Origin of the sequence: Aeromonas sp. 602396, assembly GCF_049173735.1 — a bacterium.
GTDB lineage: Bacteria > Pseudomonadota > Gammaproteobacteria > Enterobacterales > Aeromonadaceae > Aeromonas > Aeromonas veronii_A.
Map to the genome: position 1 here is coordinate 194052 of NZ_JAAKSD010000003.1, position 14809 is coordinate 208860.

Here is a 14809-nt window from a genome sequence, read left to right on the forward strand (position 1 = left end):
ATGAGCCGCACAAGCCAAGGCAACCCTGTTTATTCCTTCCACAATTGGCTAGAATATCCCGTTTTTAAATCACATCGACCCTGAGAGTTTTCACGATGTTCGAAGTTAATCCCGTATTAAATAAACTTAAGGAGCTGTCTGAGCGGACCGAGCTTCTTAGGGGGTACCTTTGACTATGACGCCAAGAAAGAGCGTCTAGAAGAGGTCAACGCCGAGCTGGAACAGCCGGACGTATGGAATGAACCCGAGCGCGCACAGGCGCTGGGCAAAGAGCGCGTCGCGCTGGAAAACGTGGTCGGCACCATCGACACCCTGACCCAGGGCGTGGATGACGTCGAGATGCTGGTGAGCCTGGCCGTGGAAGGGGAAGACGAAGAGACCTTCAACGAAGCCATCGCCGAATCCGAACAGCTGGAAGCCAAGCTGGTGGACCTCGAGTTCCGCCGTATGTTCTCCGGCCAGCACGACGGCTCCGACTGCTATATCGATATTCAATCCGGCTCCGGTGGTACCGAAGCGCAGGATTGGGCCAACATGGTGCTGCGCATGTACCTGCGCTGGGGCGATGCCCACGGCTACAAGCCCGAGCTGATTGAATGCTCCGAAGGCGACGTGGCTGGTATCAAATCCGCCACCATCAAGTTCACCGGCGAATATGCATTCGGCTGGCTGCGTACCGAAACCGGCGTACACCGTCTGGTTCGCAAGTCTCCGTTCGATTCCGGTGGCCGCCGTCACACCTCCTTCTGTTCTGTGTTCGTCTACCCCGAGATCGACGACGATATCGATATCGAGATCAACCCGGCGGATCTGCGGATCGACGTCTACCGTGCCTCCGGTGCCGGTGGTCAGCACGTTAACCGAACCGAATCCGCGGTACGTATTACCCACGTTCCGACCGGTGTCGTGGTACAGTGCCAGAACGACCGTTCCCAGCACAAAAACAAAGACCAGTGTATGAAGCAGCTGAAAGCCAAGCTCTACGAGCTGGAAATTCAGAAGCAGAACGCTGAGAAACAAGCCCTGGAAGAGACCAAGTCTGATATCGGTTGGGGCAGCCAGATCCGTTCCTATGTGCTGGATGACTCCCGTATCAAGGATCTGCGCACCGGCGTCGAAACCCGTAATACCCAATCGGTGCTCGACGGTGACTTGGACAAGTTTATCGAAGCCAGCCTGAAATCAGGTCTGTAAACAAGCAGGAATCACCATGTCTGAACAAACCATCACTCCGGAAGTCGACCAAACTCTCGAACTCAACAACGAGATGACCGAGCGTCGTTCCAAGCTGGCCGCCCTGCGCGCCCAGGGTAATCCTTTCCCCAACGACTTCCGTCGCGACAGCCTCTCTGGCGATCTGCACGCAGAGTTCGACGACAAAAGCGCCGAGGAGCTGACGAGCCTGGGTAAACGGGTGAAGATTGCCGGTCGCATCATGACCCGCCGGATCATGGGCAAGGCTTCTTTCGCCACCCTGCAGGACATGGCCGGCAAGATCCAGGTCTACGTCACCCGTGACGACCTGCCGGAAGGTTTCTACAACGAGCAGTTCAAGAAGTGGGATCTGGGCGACATCGTGGGTGTCGAAGGTACCCTGTTCAAGACCCAGACCGGTGAGCTCTCCGTTCACGTTTCCGATATCCGCCTGCTGACCAAGGCACTGCGTCCGCTGCCCGAGAAGCACAAGGGCCTGACCGACCAGGAAGCTCGCTGCCGCCAGCGCTACCTGGATCTGATCGCCAACGAAGAGTCCCGCAAGACCTTCATGATCCGCACCCAGGTGGTTGCCGGTATCCGCAAGTTCTTCAACGAAAAGCGCTTCATGGAAGTGGAAACCCCGATGATGCAAGTCATCCCTGGTGGTGCCTCCGCGCGTCCGTTCGTCACTCACCACAATGCGCTGGACATCGACATGTACCTGCGTATCGCTCCGGAGCTCTATCTGAAGCGTCTGGTGGTCGGTGGTTTCGAGCGTGTCTACGAGATCAACCGCAACTTCCGTAACGAAGGTATCTCGGTTCGTCACAACCCCGAGTTCACCATGATCGAGTTCTACATGGCCTACGCCGACTACATCGATCTGATGGACCTGACCGAAGAGCTGCTGCGCACCCTGGCGCAAGACATTCTGGGCAACACCAAGATCCGTTACGCCAAAGAGGGCGAAGAGGGCCTGACCATCGATTTCGGTCAGCCGTTCCAGCGCCTCACCATGGTCGAGTCCATCCTGAAGTTCAACCCGGACGTAACTCTGGACGATCTGGCTACCCTGGAGAGCGCCAAGGCCGTTGCCAAGCGTCTGCACATCGAGCTGATGAAGGGATGGGAGCTGGGCCACGTGATCACCGCGATCTTCGAAGAGACCGTGGAGCACATGCTGCTGCAACCGACCTTCATCACCGAGTACCCGGCTGCCGTTTCTCCGCTGGCTCGCCGCAACGACGTGAACCCGGACGTAACCGACCGCTTCGAATTCTTCATCGGTGGCCGCGAGCTGGCCAACGGCTTCTCCGAGCTGAACGATGCAGAAGATCAGGCCAAGCGCTTCCAGGATCAGGTTGATCAGAAAGAAGCTGGCGACGACGAAGCCATGTTCTACGACGCAGACTTCGTCACCGCACTGGAACACGGCCTGCCGCCGACGGCCGGTCAGGGTATCGGTATCGACCGTCTGGTCATGCTGTTCACCAACAGCCACACCATCCGTGACGTTATTCTGTTCCCTGCCCTGCGTCCGCAGAAGTAAGGCCCACAGAAGCCAGCTAAATCCCTTGGGTCAATCCCGAGCGTGATAGCCCATAAAAACGCCCCGCGACTGCGGGGCGTTTTTTTATAATGCTCACAACAATTGACGAATGCTTACCGCTTATGAGGCTGGCGGTAGCAGCCACTCTCCCTGCCACAAGGTGACGGCCTGACCGGCCATCAGTACCCGCGCCTCCTGCAGTTCAAGCCGCAACTCACCACCACGGGCCGAAATCTGACGGGCCCGCAGTTGCCGTTTACCAAGCCGTTCGGCCCAGAAGGGCACCAGAGCGCAGTGGTTGGAACCAGTGACCGGATCCTCATCGACGCCCACCCAAGGGGCGAAATAGCGGGAGACAAAGTCATGGTTCGGGTCGTTTGAGGGCGCCGTCACTATCACCCCCCGTCCCGGCAAAGCACCCAGAGCATGAAAATCTGGCAAAAGCGCACGGATTTCCTCTTCACTTGCCAGTTCCAGCAAGAACTTGGCCCCGGCCGCCAGGGTTTGTCTTGGTTGGCAGCCGAGCGCGGCAGCATAGGCGAGGTCCAGAGTCAGTGGAGTCAATGCGACACGCGGAAAATCGAGCCAAATCCACTCATCTTCGCGCTGGGCCAGCAGCTCACCACTACGGGTCTCGAAGCGGATAGTCTCGTGTGCAGCTACCGCCCCTGTCTGCCACAACACATGAGCAGCCGCCAAGGTGCCATGACCGCAGAGATCAACCTCGACTTTCGGCGTGAACCAGCGCAACTGATAATGGGCTCTGCCAAGTTGTACCAGAAAGGCTGTCTCGGAGAGGTTGAACTCGGCCGCCATCGCCAGCTGGCTGGCATCCGGCAGGGCGGGTCCCAATACAACCACTGCGGGGTTGCCACCAAGGGGCTGCCGACTGAACGCATTGACATGAAACAATCTGATATTGGACATGGCACTTCCTGTGTTATCAAGTGGCTCTCATTTAACGCCCTTTATACCACGCCCCTCTTTTGCTGCGGGAACAGGCGTACCTCTGCCCCTTTAATGCATTAATAGAATAAAGAAGACATTTTTATTCTTTGTTGTTATCCAACACGCCCTTTAATCTGGCCAAAAATCAGACCATGGAAGACGCGTGTGATGCAATTGAAGGATTCCCCATTCAACCTCTCCCCCCTCTCTGACGAGCAGCAACGTCAGCTGGGCCAGGTACTCTCGACTCTCAATACCCAGCAACTGGCCTGGGTGAGCGGATATCTCTACGGCCTCTCCCAGACCGGTCAGCAGAGCGTTGCAACCAGCGCCGCCGTGGCTGCACCCAGCGGCAGCCTGACCATTATCTACGGCTCCCAGACCGGCAACGCCAAAGGTGTCGCCACTGCCATCAAGGCGCAGGCAGAGGCCCTCGGCCTACCCGTCACCCTAGCGTCGATGGCCGACTACAAACCCAAGCAGCTCAAGAAAGAGAGCCACCTGCTGGTGGTAGTGAGCACTTACGGGGAGGGTGAACCGCCGGAGAGCGCCGTCGATCTGTTCGAGCAGCTTAAAAAAGGCAAGGTTGGCAAACTGGACGGCCTCAAGTTCGCGGTGCTGGGGCTGGGTGACAGCTCCTACGAATTTTTCTGCCAGACCGGCAAAGATTTTGACAACTTCCTCGCCACCGCTGGAGCCGAGCGCATTTATGAGCTCGCCAGCCTTGATGTGGATTATCAGGATGCAGCCAAGGCGTGGGGCGAACAGGCACTCAACGCCATCACCGCAACCCTCTCTACCGGAGCGGCCAGCAGCAGCGTAGCCAGCGCGGTGCAGCAGGCGGTTGGCCACAGCCAGTACAGCAAGGAGAACCCCTTCCCTGCACGCCTGTCGGTCAATCAGAAGATCACTGGCCGGGATTCCACCAAGGATATCCGCCATATCGAGATCAATCTGGCCGACTCCGGCATTACCTATCAGCCGGGTGATGCCCTCGGTGTCTGGTTCGACAATGACGCCGAACTGGTGGGCGAAGTGCTGGCCCTGACCGGCCTCTCTGGCGATGAAGCCACGGCCCACGGCACCTTGCGCGCGGCCCTGACCAGTCACTTCGAACTGACCCGGCTGCACGGCGGCTTTATCACAGGGCTCGCTGACATATCGGATAATGCGGCGCTGAAAGATCTGGCTGGCGACAAGGCCCAGGTCAATGCACTGGTCGCCTCTGCCCAAGTGGTGGATGTACTGAAACGCTTCCCGACCGCGCTCACGGCCGAGCAGCTGGTTGGCCTGCTGCGCCCCCTCACCCCGCGCCTCTACTCCATCGCCTCCGCCCAGAGCGAAGTGGAAGAGGAGGTGCACCTGACCGTCGGCGTGGTGCGTTACCCGCAGGAAGATGGCACTGTGCGCTCTGGCGCCGCCTCCTCCTATCTGGCGGATCGGCTGATTGAGGATGGCGAGGTGCGGGTGTTTGTCGAGCACAACGACAACTTCCGCCTGCCTGCCAACCCAGATACCCCCGTCATCATGGTGGGCCCGGGCACCGGCATCGCCCCGTTCCGCGCCTTTATGCAGGAGCGGGAAGCTCAGGGCGCGGAAGGCAAGAACTGGCTCTTCTTCGGCAACCCCCACTTTACCCAGGATTTCCTCTATCAGGTGGAGTGGCAGCGTTATGTGAAATCGGGGCTGCTGTCGAAGATCTCGCTAGCCTTCAGCCGGGATCAGGCCAACAAGATTTATGTGCAGGACCGCCTGCGCGAGGCAGGGCTTGAGCTCTACCAGTGGCTGGAAGCAGGCGCTCACTTCTATGTGTGTGGCGACGCCAACAAAATGGCCAAGGATGTGCAGGAGGCCCTGCTGGATGTAATTGCCGAACACGGCCACAAGAGCCGTGAGGAAGCAGAAGAGTATTTGAGCGAATTGCGTCGTGCCAAACGTTATCAAAGGGATGTCTATTGATGAGCAAACAACCTCTTTCTCACCCAAAAGCGGGACCGGTCGAAGGGCCGCTGGCCGACAACGAACGCCTCAAGCGCGAGAGCAACTTCTTGCGTGGCACCATAGAGCAGGATCTGCAGGACCCGCTCACCGGCGGCTTTAACGGCGACAACTTCCAGCTGATCCGCTTTCACGGCATGTATCAGCAGGATGACCGTGACATCCGCCCGGAGCGCGCCGCCCAGAAGCTGGAACCGCTGCACAACGTCATGCTGCGTGCCCGCCTGCCGGGTGGGATCATCACCCCGGCCCAGTGGCAAATCATCGACAAGTTCGCCGAAGAGCACAGCCTGTACGGCAGCATCCGCCTTACCACCCGACAGACCTTCCAGTTCCACGGGGTATTGAAGCGCGACATCAAGCTGATGCACCAGACCCTCAACAGCACCGGCATCGACTCCATCGCCACCGCAGGCGATGTAAACCGCAACGTGCTCTGCACCAGCAACCCGGTGGAGTCCGAGCTGCATCAGGAGGCCTACGAGTGGGCCAAGAAGATCTCCGAGCACCTGCTGCCCAAGACCCACGCCTACGTGGAGATCTGGCTGGACGGCGAGAAGCTGGGGGGTGACGAAGAGCCGATCCTGGGTTCCAACTACCTGCCGCGCAAGTTCAAGACCACTGTGGTGATCCCGCCTCACAACGACGTGGATATCCACGCCAACGATCTCAACTTCGTGGCCATTGCCGAGCATGGCAAGCTGGTTGGCTTCAACGTGCTGGTGGGCGGGGGCCTCGCCATGACCCACGGCGACACCAGCACCTACCCGCGCAAGGCGAGCGACTTTGGCTTTATTCCGCTCTCCCACGTGCTGGAGGTGGCGGCCGCCGTGGTCAGCACCCAGCGCGACTGGGGCAACCGGGTCAACCGCAAGAACGCCAAGACCAAGTACACCCTCGAGCGCGTCGGTGTCGAGGCCTTCAAGGCCGAGGTGGAGAGCCGCGCCGGCATCCAGTTCGGGCCGGTTCGCCCCTATGAGTTCACCAGCCGGGGCGATCGCTTCGGTTGGGTCGAGGGGATCGACGGCAAGCACCACCTCACCCTGTTTATCGAGAATGGCCGCCTGCTGGACTTCCCGGGCAAGCCGCTCAAAACCGGCATGCTGGAGATCGCCAAGGTGCATCAGGGGGATTTTCGCCTGACCGCCAACCAGAACCTGATCATCGCCGGGGTACCTGCCAGCGAGAAGGCCCGCATCGAGGGGCTGGCGCGCCAGTACGGCCTGCTGGATGACGGCGTGAGCGAGCAGCGCAAGCAGTCCATGGCTTGTGTGGCCCTGCCCACCTGCCCGCTGGCGATGGCCGAGGCGGAGCGCATGCTGCCAGCGTTTGTCACCGACATCGAGGGCTTGCTCACCAAGCATGGGCTGGCGGATGACGCCATCATCTTCCGGGTCACCGGCTGCCCCAACGGCTGCGGCCGCGCCATGCTGGCGGAAGTGGGTCTGGTGGGCAAGGCGCCCGGCCGCTACAACCTCCATCTGGGGGGCAATCTGGAGGGGACCCGCATTCCGCGCCTCTATCAGGAGAACATCACCGAGCCGCAGATTTTGGCCGAACTCGACGCGTTGATCGGCCGCTGGGCCACCGAGCGAAATCAGGGTGAGTGCTTCGGCGACTTCGTGATCCGGGTTGGGGTAATTGCCCCCGTTATCGACTCTGCGAGAGACTTCTATGCCGCTTAATCAGCCGCTTAATGTCACTGAAGATGGCCGCCTTGACCTGCAGGCGCTGCTGGCCCTCGGCCGTGAGGAGCAAGTCGAGGCACTCGCGCCCCTCAACCGGGAGCTGGATACCATGAGTGCCCCCGAGCGGGTGCGCTGGGCCCTGGCCAATCTGCCGGGGGAGCATGTGCTCTCATCCAGTTTCGGCATTCAGGCGGCGCTGATGCTCCATCTGGTAAGCCGCGAGCGGGCCGACGTGCCCGTGGTGCTGACCGATACCGGTTATCTGTTCCCCGAAACCTACCGTTTCATCGACGAGCTGACCGAGCGCCTCGCGCTCAACCTGAAGATCTACCGGGCCGAGCTCAGCCCAGCCTGGCAGGAGGCGCGATTTGGCCTCTTGTGGGAGCAGGGCGTGGAGGGGATCACCCGCTACAACCAGCTCAACAAGGTGGAGCCGATGGACCGCGCCCTGCGTGAGCTGGGGGCCCAGACCTGGTTCTCCGGCCTGCGCCGGGAGCAATCCGGTAGCCGTGGCAAGCTGCCGGTGCTGGGCATCCAGCGCGGCCGCTTCAAGTTCCTGCCGGTGATCGACTGGAGCAACAAGGATGTCTTCTACTACTTCAAGGAGTTCGACCTCCCCTATCACCCGCTGTGGGAGCAGGGCTACCTCTCGGTGGGCGATGTCCACACCACCGCCAAGTGGGAGCCGGGCATGAGCGAGGAGCAGACCCGCTTCTTCGGCCTCAAGCGCGAGTGCGGTTTGCACGAGGAAAATGGCGAGAACGACGGCTCAGGCATCTGAGCCAGGCTGTCCACCCGCACGGCTTTCATAAAAAAACGCCCGGCAACAGCCGGGCGTTTTAATTTGCGCAAAAGGGTGGCATTCCACCCCTCATTACTTGGCGGCGCGCGCCTGGGTCAGCCAGTCGTTCACCAGCACCTCGTGGCCCTTGAGCCAGGCGTCGGCGTGACGCTCCACATCCGCCGGCTTGTTCTGCCCCTTGTTCATCAGGCCGTTCTGCACGTTGATGTCATTGAGCGGAAGCTTGACGATGGAGAACAGCCTGGCGGCTGCCGGGTTGGCCTCGGCGAACTGCTTGTTGGCCACTATATGCATGGTGTTGACCGGGAAGCCATAGTTCTTGCCGTTCGGCAGCCGGGTCTTGGCCGCATCAGGGCCGTCGGCGGGCACCTCCAGCCACACCACGTCCTTGCCCGGCACCAGCTCGCTGCTGAGCCAGTAGGGGGTCCAGGTGTAGTAGAGCACCGGCTTGCCGGCCTGGTAACGGGCACGGGTATCGGCGATCAGCGCCGCGTAGTTGCCCTGCTTGTGAGTGACGGTCGGGGTCAGGCCAAACCCGGCCAGATGACGGTTGATCGCCTCTTCGCAGCCCCAGCCCGGATTGCAACCCACCAGGTCGGCCTTGCCGTCGCCATCGCCGTCAAACAGCGCCGCCAGCTTGGGATCCTTGAGCTGACCCAGATTGGTGATGCCGTTGCGAGTCGCGGTCTGCTTGTCGATGAGATAGCCCTGGGCGGCCCCGGCCACATAGGTGCCCTCACGGAAGAACACCTTGTCGCCGCCAGCCTGCTCATACTTGTTGTTTTGCAGCGGTATCCAGTTGAAGGCGAGGAAGGTGCCATCCCCCTGCGCCACCGAGGCGTAGGCCACGTTGTAATCCACCTCCTGGGCCGGCTGGACGTCATAGCCGAGGCGCGCCATCAGCTTGCTGACCAACAGGGTCTGAAAACTCTCCTCCGGCAACGAGCTCTGCAGGGGCTGGACGCGCACTCCCTCCCCCGGCAGCTCGGTGCTGGCCATGGCGAGCGGGCCGAGCAGTTGGGAGCTCAACAGCAGGGAACCCAGGGTCAGCGTCTTGGTAATGAGCCTCATGCATTTACTCCTTTGTAATCGATAGGCTTGTCGCGGCCGAGCAGGCGCAGCAGCAGGGCGGCGGGGCCGCGCTGATACCAGCGGCCGGTACGACTGCGATCCGGCTGTCCCATCGCCTGGGTCAGGCGGTCGAGCACGATAGCCAGCAATACGATGCCGAGGCCGCCGATGGAGGCGAGCCCCATGTCGAGCCGGCCGATGCCGCGCAGCACCATCTGGCCGAGGCCCCCCACCGCAATCATGGAGGCGATCACCACCATGGAGAGTGCCAGCATCAGGGTCTGGTTGACCCCGGCCATGATGGTGGGCATGGCGAGCGGCAGTTGTACCTTGAACAGCAGCTGAGAGGGGCTGGCACCGAACGAGTGGGCCGCCTCAACCAGATCCGCAGGCACCTGGCGAATGCCCAGCATGGTCAGCCGGATCATCGGCGGCAGCGCGAAGATGACGGTCACCACCACCCCGGGCACGTTGCCGATACCGAACAGCATGACGATGGGGATGAGGTAGACGAAGGCCGGGGTAGTCTGCATCGCATCCAGCAGCGGCCGGGTCCAGCGCGACAGTCGCTCGCTCCTCGCCAGCAGGATGCCGACCGGCAGCCCGATCAGCACGCAGAAGAACAGCGAGGTCAGCACCAGCGACAGGGTCACCATGGCATCGGACCAGGCGCCGATAAGGCCCACCACCACTAGCGAGAACAGGGTTCCCAGCGCCATGCGAGCGTTCACCAGTTGCCAGGCGATCAGGGTCAGCAGACCGATCATCAGGGTGGAAGGTACCGTCTGCAGCAGATGGGTCATGCCGCCCAGCGCCAGCTCCACCGGTGCACGGATCAGCTGAAACACGGGACGCAGGTTGTCCACCAGCCAGCCGATGCCATCCTCGACCCAGCTGTCCAGTGGCACCAACGCCTGCTGGAAGGGATCCAGCCAGTCGACGGCAGCTGTGGTATCCACCGTCTCGATCTGGTTCTGCCAGTCGGTGGCGGCGGTGGCGGTATCACTCCAGGGATCGGCCACCTCGGTGGCACTAGAAGCCGTGGCGCCCCAAGGGTCGGCCGCCACCTCATCGGCACGCAGGGCGGGGCTCGCCAGCAGCACCAGGGCCAGCAGCCCGCTCAGTAAAAAATTGGGATTCATCAGCTTCATGCCGGGGTACTCCTGTCCAGGGTGTTCAGCAGGTTGGCCTTGGAGATGAGGCCCAGATAAGTGCCATCCTCCTCGACCACGGGCACCTGACAGGGGGCGGCCGCCACCTGGCTGATCAGTTCGTTGAGGGCGGTGTCCGCCATAATGGGCCGGATGTCCGCCAGCAGCGCCTGCTCCAGGCTGCCTTTGGCCCTGACTGCATGACCGAGCGACTCCACCGAGACGACCCCGATGAAGCGACGCCGGCGATCCACCACGTAACCGAACTCCCGCTCCTGCTCCTTGAGCTGGCGCAGGGCGTTGCCCGGCCCGTCGGTGGTGTGCTTCTTGATGAGCGGCATCTGCTTGCGGCTGGCCACGTCGCGGGCGCTGAACACGTTGGCCAGATCCACCCCGCGAAAGAAGGCGCGCACATAGTCATTGGCGGGCTGGTTGAGGATCTCGTCCGGGGTGCCGACCTGCACCAGCTGGCCGTCCTGCATGATGGCGATGCGATCGCCGATACGCATCGCCTCGTCCAGATCGTGAGAGATGAAGACGATGGTGCGCTGCTGGCTGGCCTGCAGCTTGAGCAGCTCGTCCTGCATCTCGGTGCGGATCAGCGGATCCAGCGCCGAAAAAGCCTCGTCCATCAGCAGGATGTCAGGGTCGTTGGCGAGTGCGCGGGCCAGGCCGACCCGCTGCTTCATGCCGCCGGAGAGGGCATCGGGGAAGGCATCGATCCACTGACCCAACCCCACCTGATGGAGCGCCTGGCGGGCGCTCTGCTGGCGCTCCGCCAGCGGCACACCGGCCAGCTCCAGCCCGAAGGCGGTGTTTTCCAGCACGCTCAGGTGCGGCATCAGGGCGAAGGACTGGAATACCATGCTGATCTTCTTGCGCCGCACCTGACGCAGCTCGCCGTCGGAGATGGCGGCGATGTCCTCGCCATCGATCAGTACCTGGCCGCGGGTCGGCTCGATCAGCCGGTTGAAGAGACGCACCAGGGTGGATTTGCCCGAGCCGGAGAGGCCCATCACCACGAAGATCTCCCCTTCGTCGATGGCCAGATTGACATCCTGGACCCCCAGGGTCTGCCCGGTTTTTTGCAGGATGCTGGCGCGGTCATGCCCTTTCGCCAGCAATTTGAACGCTTTTTCCGGCTGATCGCCGAAGATTTTGTAGAGTGATTTAACCTCGAGTTTGACTGTCATACTGTCCTTTTTTCATGGTCGACATCTTGGTGATTAACCTGCCGAACGCGAGCCAACTGCTTTTTACACTAAGCAATAAACACCCAAAACAAAAGGACCAATAGAGTCCCCAAAGGCAAACCACAAAATAAACAATTGATTTTAAAAAGTTATTTTTATCAATAAAAACCGAACAAAGCCTGGTCTTATCCATAAAATCTTCCATATAAAACGAAGATGCACTGGGAAAAATCATTCAAAAACAATCAAAAAAGCGCAAGAAAATGCAGGTTAATGACGGTAACTGTGTGACGCGCCATCCAGATAATCAACAGCGACCAAATGATTACACATCTAACTATTTATTGGTCACAATGAGGACAGATTGGGGGACAAGAAAAGGAGCAGAGGAGGGGCAGAGCAGAGGATGAAGGTGCGTTCACACGCCGCGATGAGATCGCCCTGCCACCTCTGGACAATCGGCCTGCTGGCACGGAGCTTCTGGCAAATAGCCCGTACGAAAAAAGCCCCTTGTGCAACACAAGGGGCTATCAGCCAGAGCGGTAACGCCGCCCGTCAACGCCGCTGCCAGGTTTCGAAACAGTAGAAGTGGGGATTCTTCTCGTCAGGCTGATGTGACTCGCGCTCGATGCACGACCAGTCGCCCTCGTCGAAGGCCGGAAAGCGGGTATCACCCTCCACCGCCAGATCGATGCGGGTCAGATAGAGCCTGTCGGCCCGTGGCAGCAGCTGGCCGTAGAGATGACCGCCTCCGATCACCATCAGCTCGGCCACGTCACTGCCGGCCAGCAGCGCCAGCGCCGCGTCCACCGAGTCGATCACCTCCACGCCGTCGGCCCGGTAGTCGGGGTTGCGGCTGATCACCAGATTGCGCCGTCCGGGTAGCGGTCGACCGATGGATTCGAAGGTTTTGCGCCCCATCAATACCGGTTTACCGAGGGTGACACGCTTGAAGTGGGCCAGATCGGCAGGCAGATGCCAGGGCATCTGGTTGTCCTTGCCGATCACCCTGTCGTGGGCCATGGCGGCAATCATGGAAATCTTCATGGGGCCTCTCACCGTCTGTCAGATTATGGGGCGGTTACGGTACACGACCAGAGAGGGGATCGCCAAACCGAAACTGAGGGCACCGACGATAAAGAGCGCCTTGAGGCCGTTCTCCACCGCACTCTGGATCAACTCCATGGTCACGCCGTTGATGTTGAGCTCTACCACCGCAATCATGGTCTTGAAGGCATAACTGCCCGGGATCATCGGAATGATGGAGGCAACGCTGAACACCGGACGCGGCGCCAGCAGACGGCGCGACCAGTAGACGCAGACAAAGCCGACCGTGGTGGCCGCCGCCAGCGTCGCCCACTCGATGGGCATACCATAGTGGATCAGCAAGGTACGCAGGCTGTGGGCCAGCGCGCCGCCCATGGCGCAGTACTTCAGCATCCGTGGTGGCACATTGAACAGCATGGCAAACCCCACCGCCGGAATGGAGGACCAGAAGGCATCCTTGGCCAGTAGCCAGAGCAAATCCATCATACTTTCCACCCCCAGATACCGGTGACCGACATGGCCAAAATGATACCTATGGCGGCGCTGATAGTCAGCAGGGTCGCGGTCCCCCAACGGGCCAGCCCCATGTTGAAGTAGCCCTTCACCATGTCTGAGACCGCATTGATCAGCGGAAAGCCCGGCACCAGCAGCAGCACGCTGGCCGCCATGGCGAGATAAGGCTGGTCACCCCAGTTAAAGAAGGTGGCGCTGGAGGAGAGCAAGGTGGCGATAAAGCCGGTAGCGGTAAAGTTGATGAGCGGGCTATGGTGATGGCGGGCCATCAGCTGGCGCACCCGCATCGCCACGGCAGACGAGAAACAGGTCACCAGGAAGATGGGCCAGTCACCGCCAAACAGCAGGCTAAAGGCACCACATGAGAGCCCCACCATGGGGACCACCAGCCAGGGGTGATAGTGAAAGGGGGCGATGGCCTCGAGCCGCTGGCGCACTTCACGGGCACCGATCAGCTCTTTCTCCGCCATGATGCAGATCCGCTGGATCTCGCACACCACCTGCATGTTGATGCCATGCTCGCGCACCCGCCGAGTGGTGGTGACACAGCTGCCCTGATAGAGACTGGTGAGCACAATGGCGCTCGACGAGATAGCCATTTCGACACTCTCCAACCCCAGCGCCATCCCCAGTCGCACCGTGGTCTGTTCGATGATCCGGCTCTCCGCCCCGAACTGGGCCAACAACTGACCCACCTTGACGATAATGCGGGTGATCTCTGTCTGTTGCTCCCGCGACAACACCCGTCTTGGTGTGATACTTCTCATAATCCCTTCGAGTCGTAGCAATAAAAATTTCGGCCATATTAGCCTAACTTTTACCGTTATTCATCCACCTCAATCACAACCTGACTAATAATTTATTACAAGAAGGATAAAAGAGATTACATCACAAATACATTACGACCAACATTAAAAACCATAACAATCAGGTCGTCAGCAATTCCCTTTATTATGACCTCACCGATTTGGCTGAAATATCAACCAAGGAGTTTCTTGCAGATTATTTACGACGTCGATAGTCCGCCAGACGGATTATTTTACCACTGCCATCGTTTTCAGGCGGAGGCTCTCCCTCTTCTCTGAACTGGATCATTTCGCTGCGCATCAGATAAAAGGATTCCCGCATCATGTTGGCAATCCGGATACAGCTGTCTAGATTGTTTTTAGCCAGCCGACGCTGACCATCAATCTTGAACTGCAATCCGCGCAGACGGCGCTGCTGATCGGGGCTCGCACGGGCCATCAACTGGTCGATCTGCTGCTCCAGGATCGCATCCAGCCGGGAAGGCTCTCTCGCGGCCAACTCCTTCAGGGTGTCAAAATCAGGCAACTCCATATGCCCTCCTTGGCGACTATTGCTGGCAACACACTGCGGTACCACACCATCACGTCCCAGCCATATGAATCTGTATATACGACGCGGCTAAAAAGGGTTCAATCCATCCACTGGGGACTAAACCGGACAATGGTCACTACGAGGGTGTCTATCTATTTTAATTGTGTTTGGAAACAAGCGATTGTTTTTAATTCAGGCGAGATAAACACTTATACATTTTAGGTTGTGATTTTCTGTTTTTTATTGCAAATAAAAATCCGGGTGGCCTTATTTTGCTTCATTCGACACTTTATTCTTCCCTCACCGACCCGCGT

13 protein-coding genes are annotated in these 14809 nt (G+C 59.7%); 5 read left to right on the plus strand and 8 right to left on the minus strand.

Features of this window, described 5'->3' with window-relative positions:
• Nucleotides 1-95 precede the first annotated feature (95 nt).
• A protein-coding gene (gene prfB, locus G5229_RS06420) for a peptide chain release factor 2 (protein ID WP_100645262.1) occupies nt 96-1194 on the plus strand; the annotation gives its coding sequence in 2 pieces (ribosomal slippage) (nt 96-170 and nt 172-1194; 1098 coding nt in all).
• A gap of 16 nt (nt 1195-1210) precedes the next feature.
• Complete coding sequence (gene lysS, locus G5229_RS06425; RefSeq protein WP_421205090.1) at nt 1211-2746, plus strand: lysine--tRNA ligase; 1536 nt, start codon at nt 1211-1213, stop codon at nt 2744-2746.
• A 120-nt stretch (nt 2747-2866) separates the two neighbouring features.
• On the opposite strand, the gene G5229_RS06430 is transcribed toward lysS, so the two are convergent.
• Complete coding sequence (locus tag G5229_RS06430; RefSeq protein WP_421208815.1) at nt 2867-3673, minus strand: PhzF family phenazine biosynthesis protein; 807 nt, start codon at nt 3671-3673, stop codon at nt 2867-2869.
• 189 nt (nt 3674-3862) lie between these two features.
• Between G5229_RS06430 and G5229_RS06435 the strand changes: the two genes are divergently transcribed.
• The 3 genes from G5229_RS06435 to G5229_RS06445 are packed head-to-tail and all read left to right on the plus strand — an operon-like array spanning nt 3863 to nt 8161.
• The gene (locus tag G5229_RS06435) at nt 3863-5653 is read left to right on the plus strand and encodes an assimilatory sulfite reductase (NADPH) flavoprotein subunit (RefSeq protein ID WP_421208816.1); all 1791 of its coding nucleotides are present in this window, start codon (nt 3863-3865) and stop codon (nt 5651-5653) included.
• Nucleotides 5653-7377, plus strand: coding sequence for an assimilatory sulfite reductase (NADPH) hemoprotein subunit (cysI, locus tag G5229_RS06440; RefSeq protein WP_421208817.1), 1725 nt, complete (start codon nt 5653-5655; stop codon nt 7375-7377). The genes G5229_RS06435 and cysI overlap by 1 nt, the downstream gene beginning before the upstream one ends.
• Complete coding sequence (locus tag G5229_RS06445; protein WP_115521878.1) at nt 7367-8161, plus strand: phosphoadenylyl-sulfate reductase; 795 nt, start codon at nt 7367-7369, stop codon at nt 8159-8161. Before cysI ends, G5229_RS06445 begins: the two co-directional genes overlap by 11 nt.
• Nucleotides 8162-8254: 93 nt before the next feature.
• Here the strand turns inward: G5229_RS06445 and proX are convergent, their stop codons facing one another.
• From proX to G5229_RS06480, 7 genes are all read right to left on the minus strand, one after another.
• Nucleotides 8255-9253, minus strand: coding sequence for a glycine betaine/L-proline ABC transporter substrate-binding protein ProX (proX, locus tag G5229_RS06450; RefSeq protein WP_421208818.1), 999 nt, complete (start codon nt 9251-9253; stop codon nt 8255-8257).
• A complete protein-coding gene (gene proW, locus G5229_RS06455) occupies nt 9250-10404 on the minus strand; it encodes a glycine betaine/L-proline ABC transporter permease ProW (RefSeq protein ID WP_337072470.1) in 1155 nt (384 codons plus the stop codon). Before proW ends, proX begins: the two co-directional genes overlap by 4 nt.
• Nucleotides 10401-11597, minus strand: a complete 1197-nt coding sequence (gene proV, locus G5229_RS06460; protein ID WP_216953005.1) for a glycine betaine/L-proline ABC transporter ATP-binding protein ProV — start codon at nt 11595-11597, stop codon at nt 10401-10403. The genes proW and proV overlap by 4 nt, the downstream gene beginning before the upstream one ends.
• Nucleotides 11598-12152: 555 nt before the next feature.
• Nucleotides 12153-12644, minus strand: coding sequence for a type 3 dihydrofolate reductase (gene folA, locus G5229_RS06465; RefSeq protein WP_421205079.1), 492 nt, complete (start codon nt 12642-12644; stop codon nt 12153-12155).
• An 18-nt stretch (nt 12645-12662) separates the two neighbouring features.
• On the minus strand, nt 12663-13130 hold the full coding sequence (locus G5229_RS06470; protein ID WP_026035076.1) for a threonine/serine exporter family protein: 468 nt from the start codon (nt 13128-13130) through the stop codon (nt 12663-12665).
• Nucleotides 13127-13924, minus strand: a complete 798-nt coding sequence (locus G5229_RS06475) for a threonine/serine exporter family protein (protein WP_421208819.1) — start codon at nt 13922-13924, stop codon at nt 13127-13129. The genes G5229_RS06470 and G5229_RS06475 overlap by 4 nt, the downstream gene beginning before the upstream one ends.
• 235 nt (nt 13925-14159) lie before the next feature.
• Nucleotides 14160-14495 carry a DUF3135 domain-containing protein gene (locus tag G5229_RS06480; RefSeq protein ID WP_421205075.1) on the minus strand — a complete coding sequence of 112 codons (336 nt, stop codon included), beginning with the start codon at nt 14493-14495 and terminating at the stop codon, nt 14160-14162.
• Nucleotides 14496-14809 lie beyond the last annotated feature (314 nt).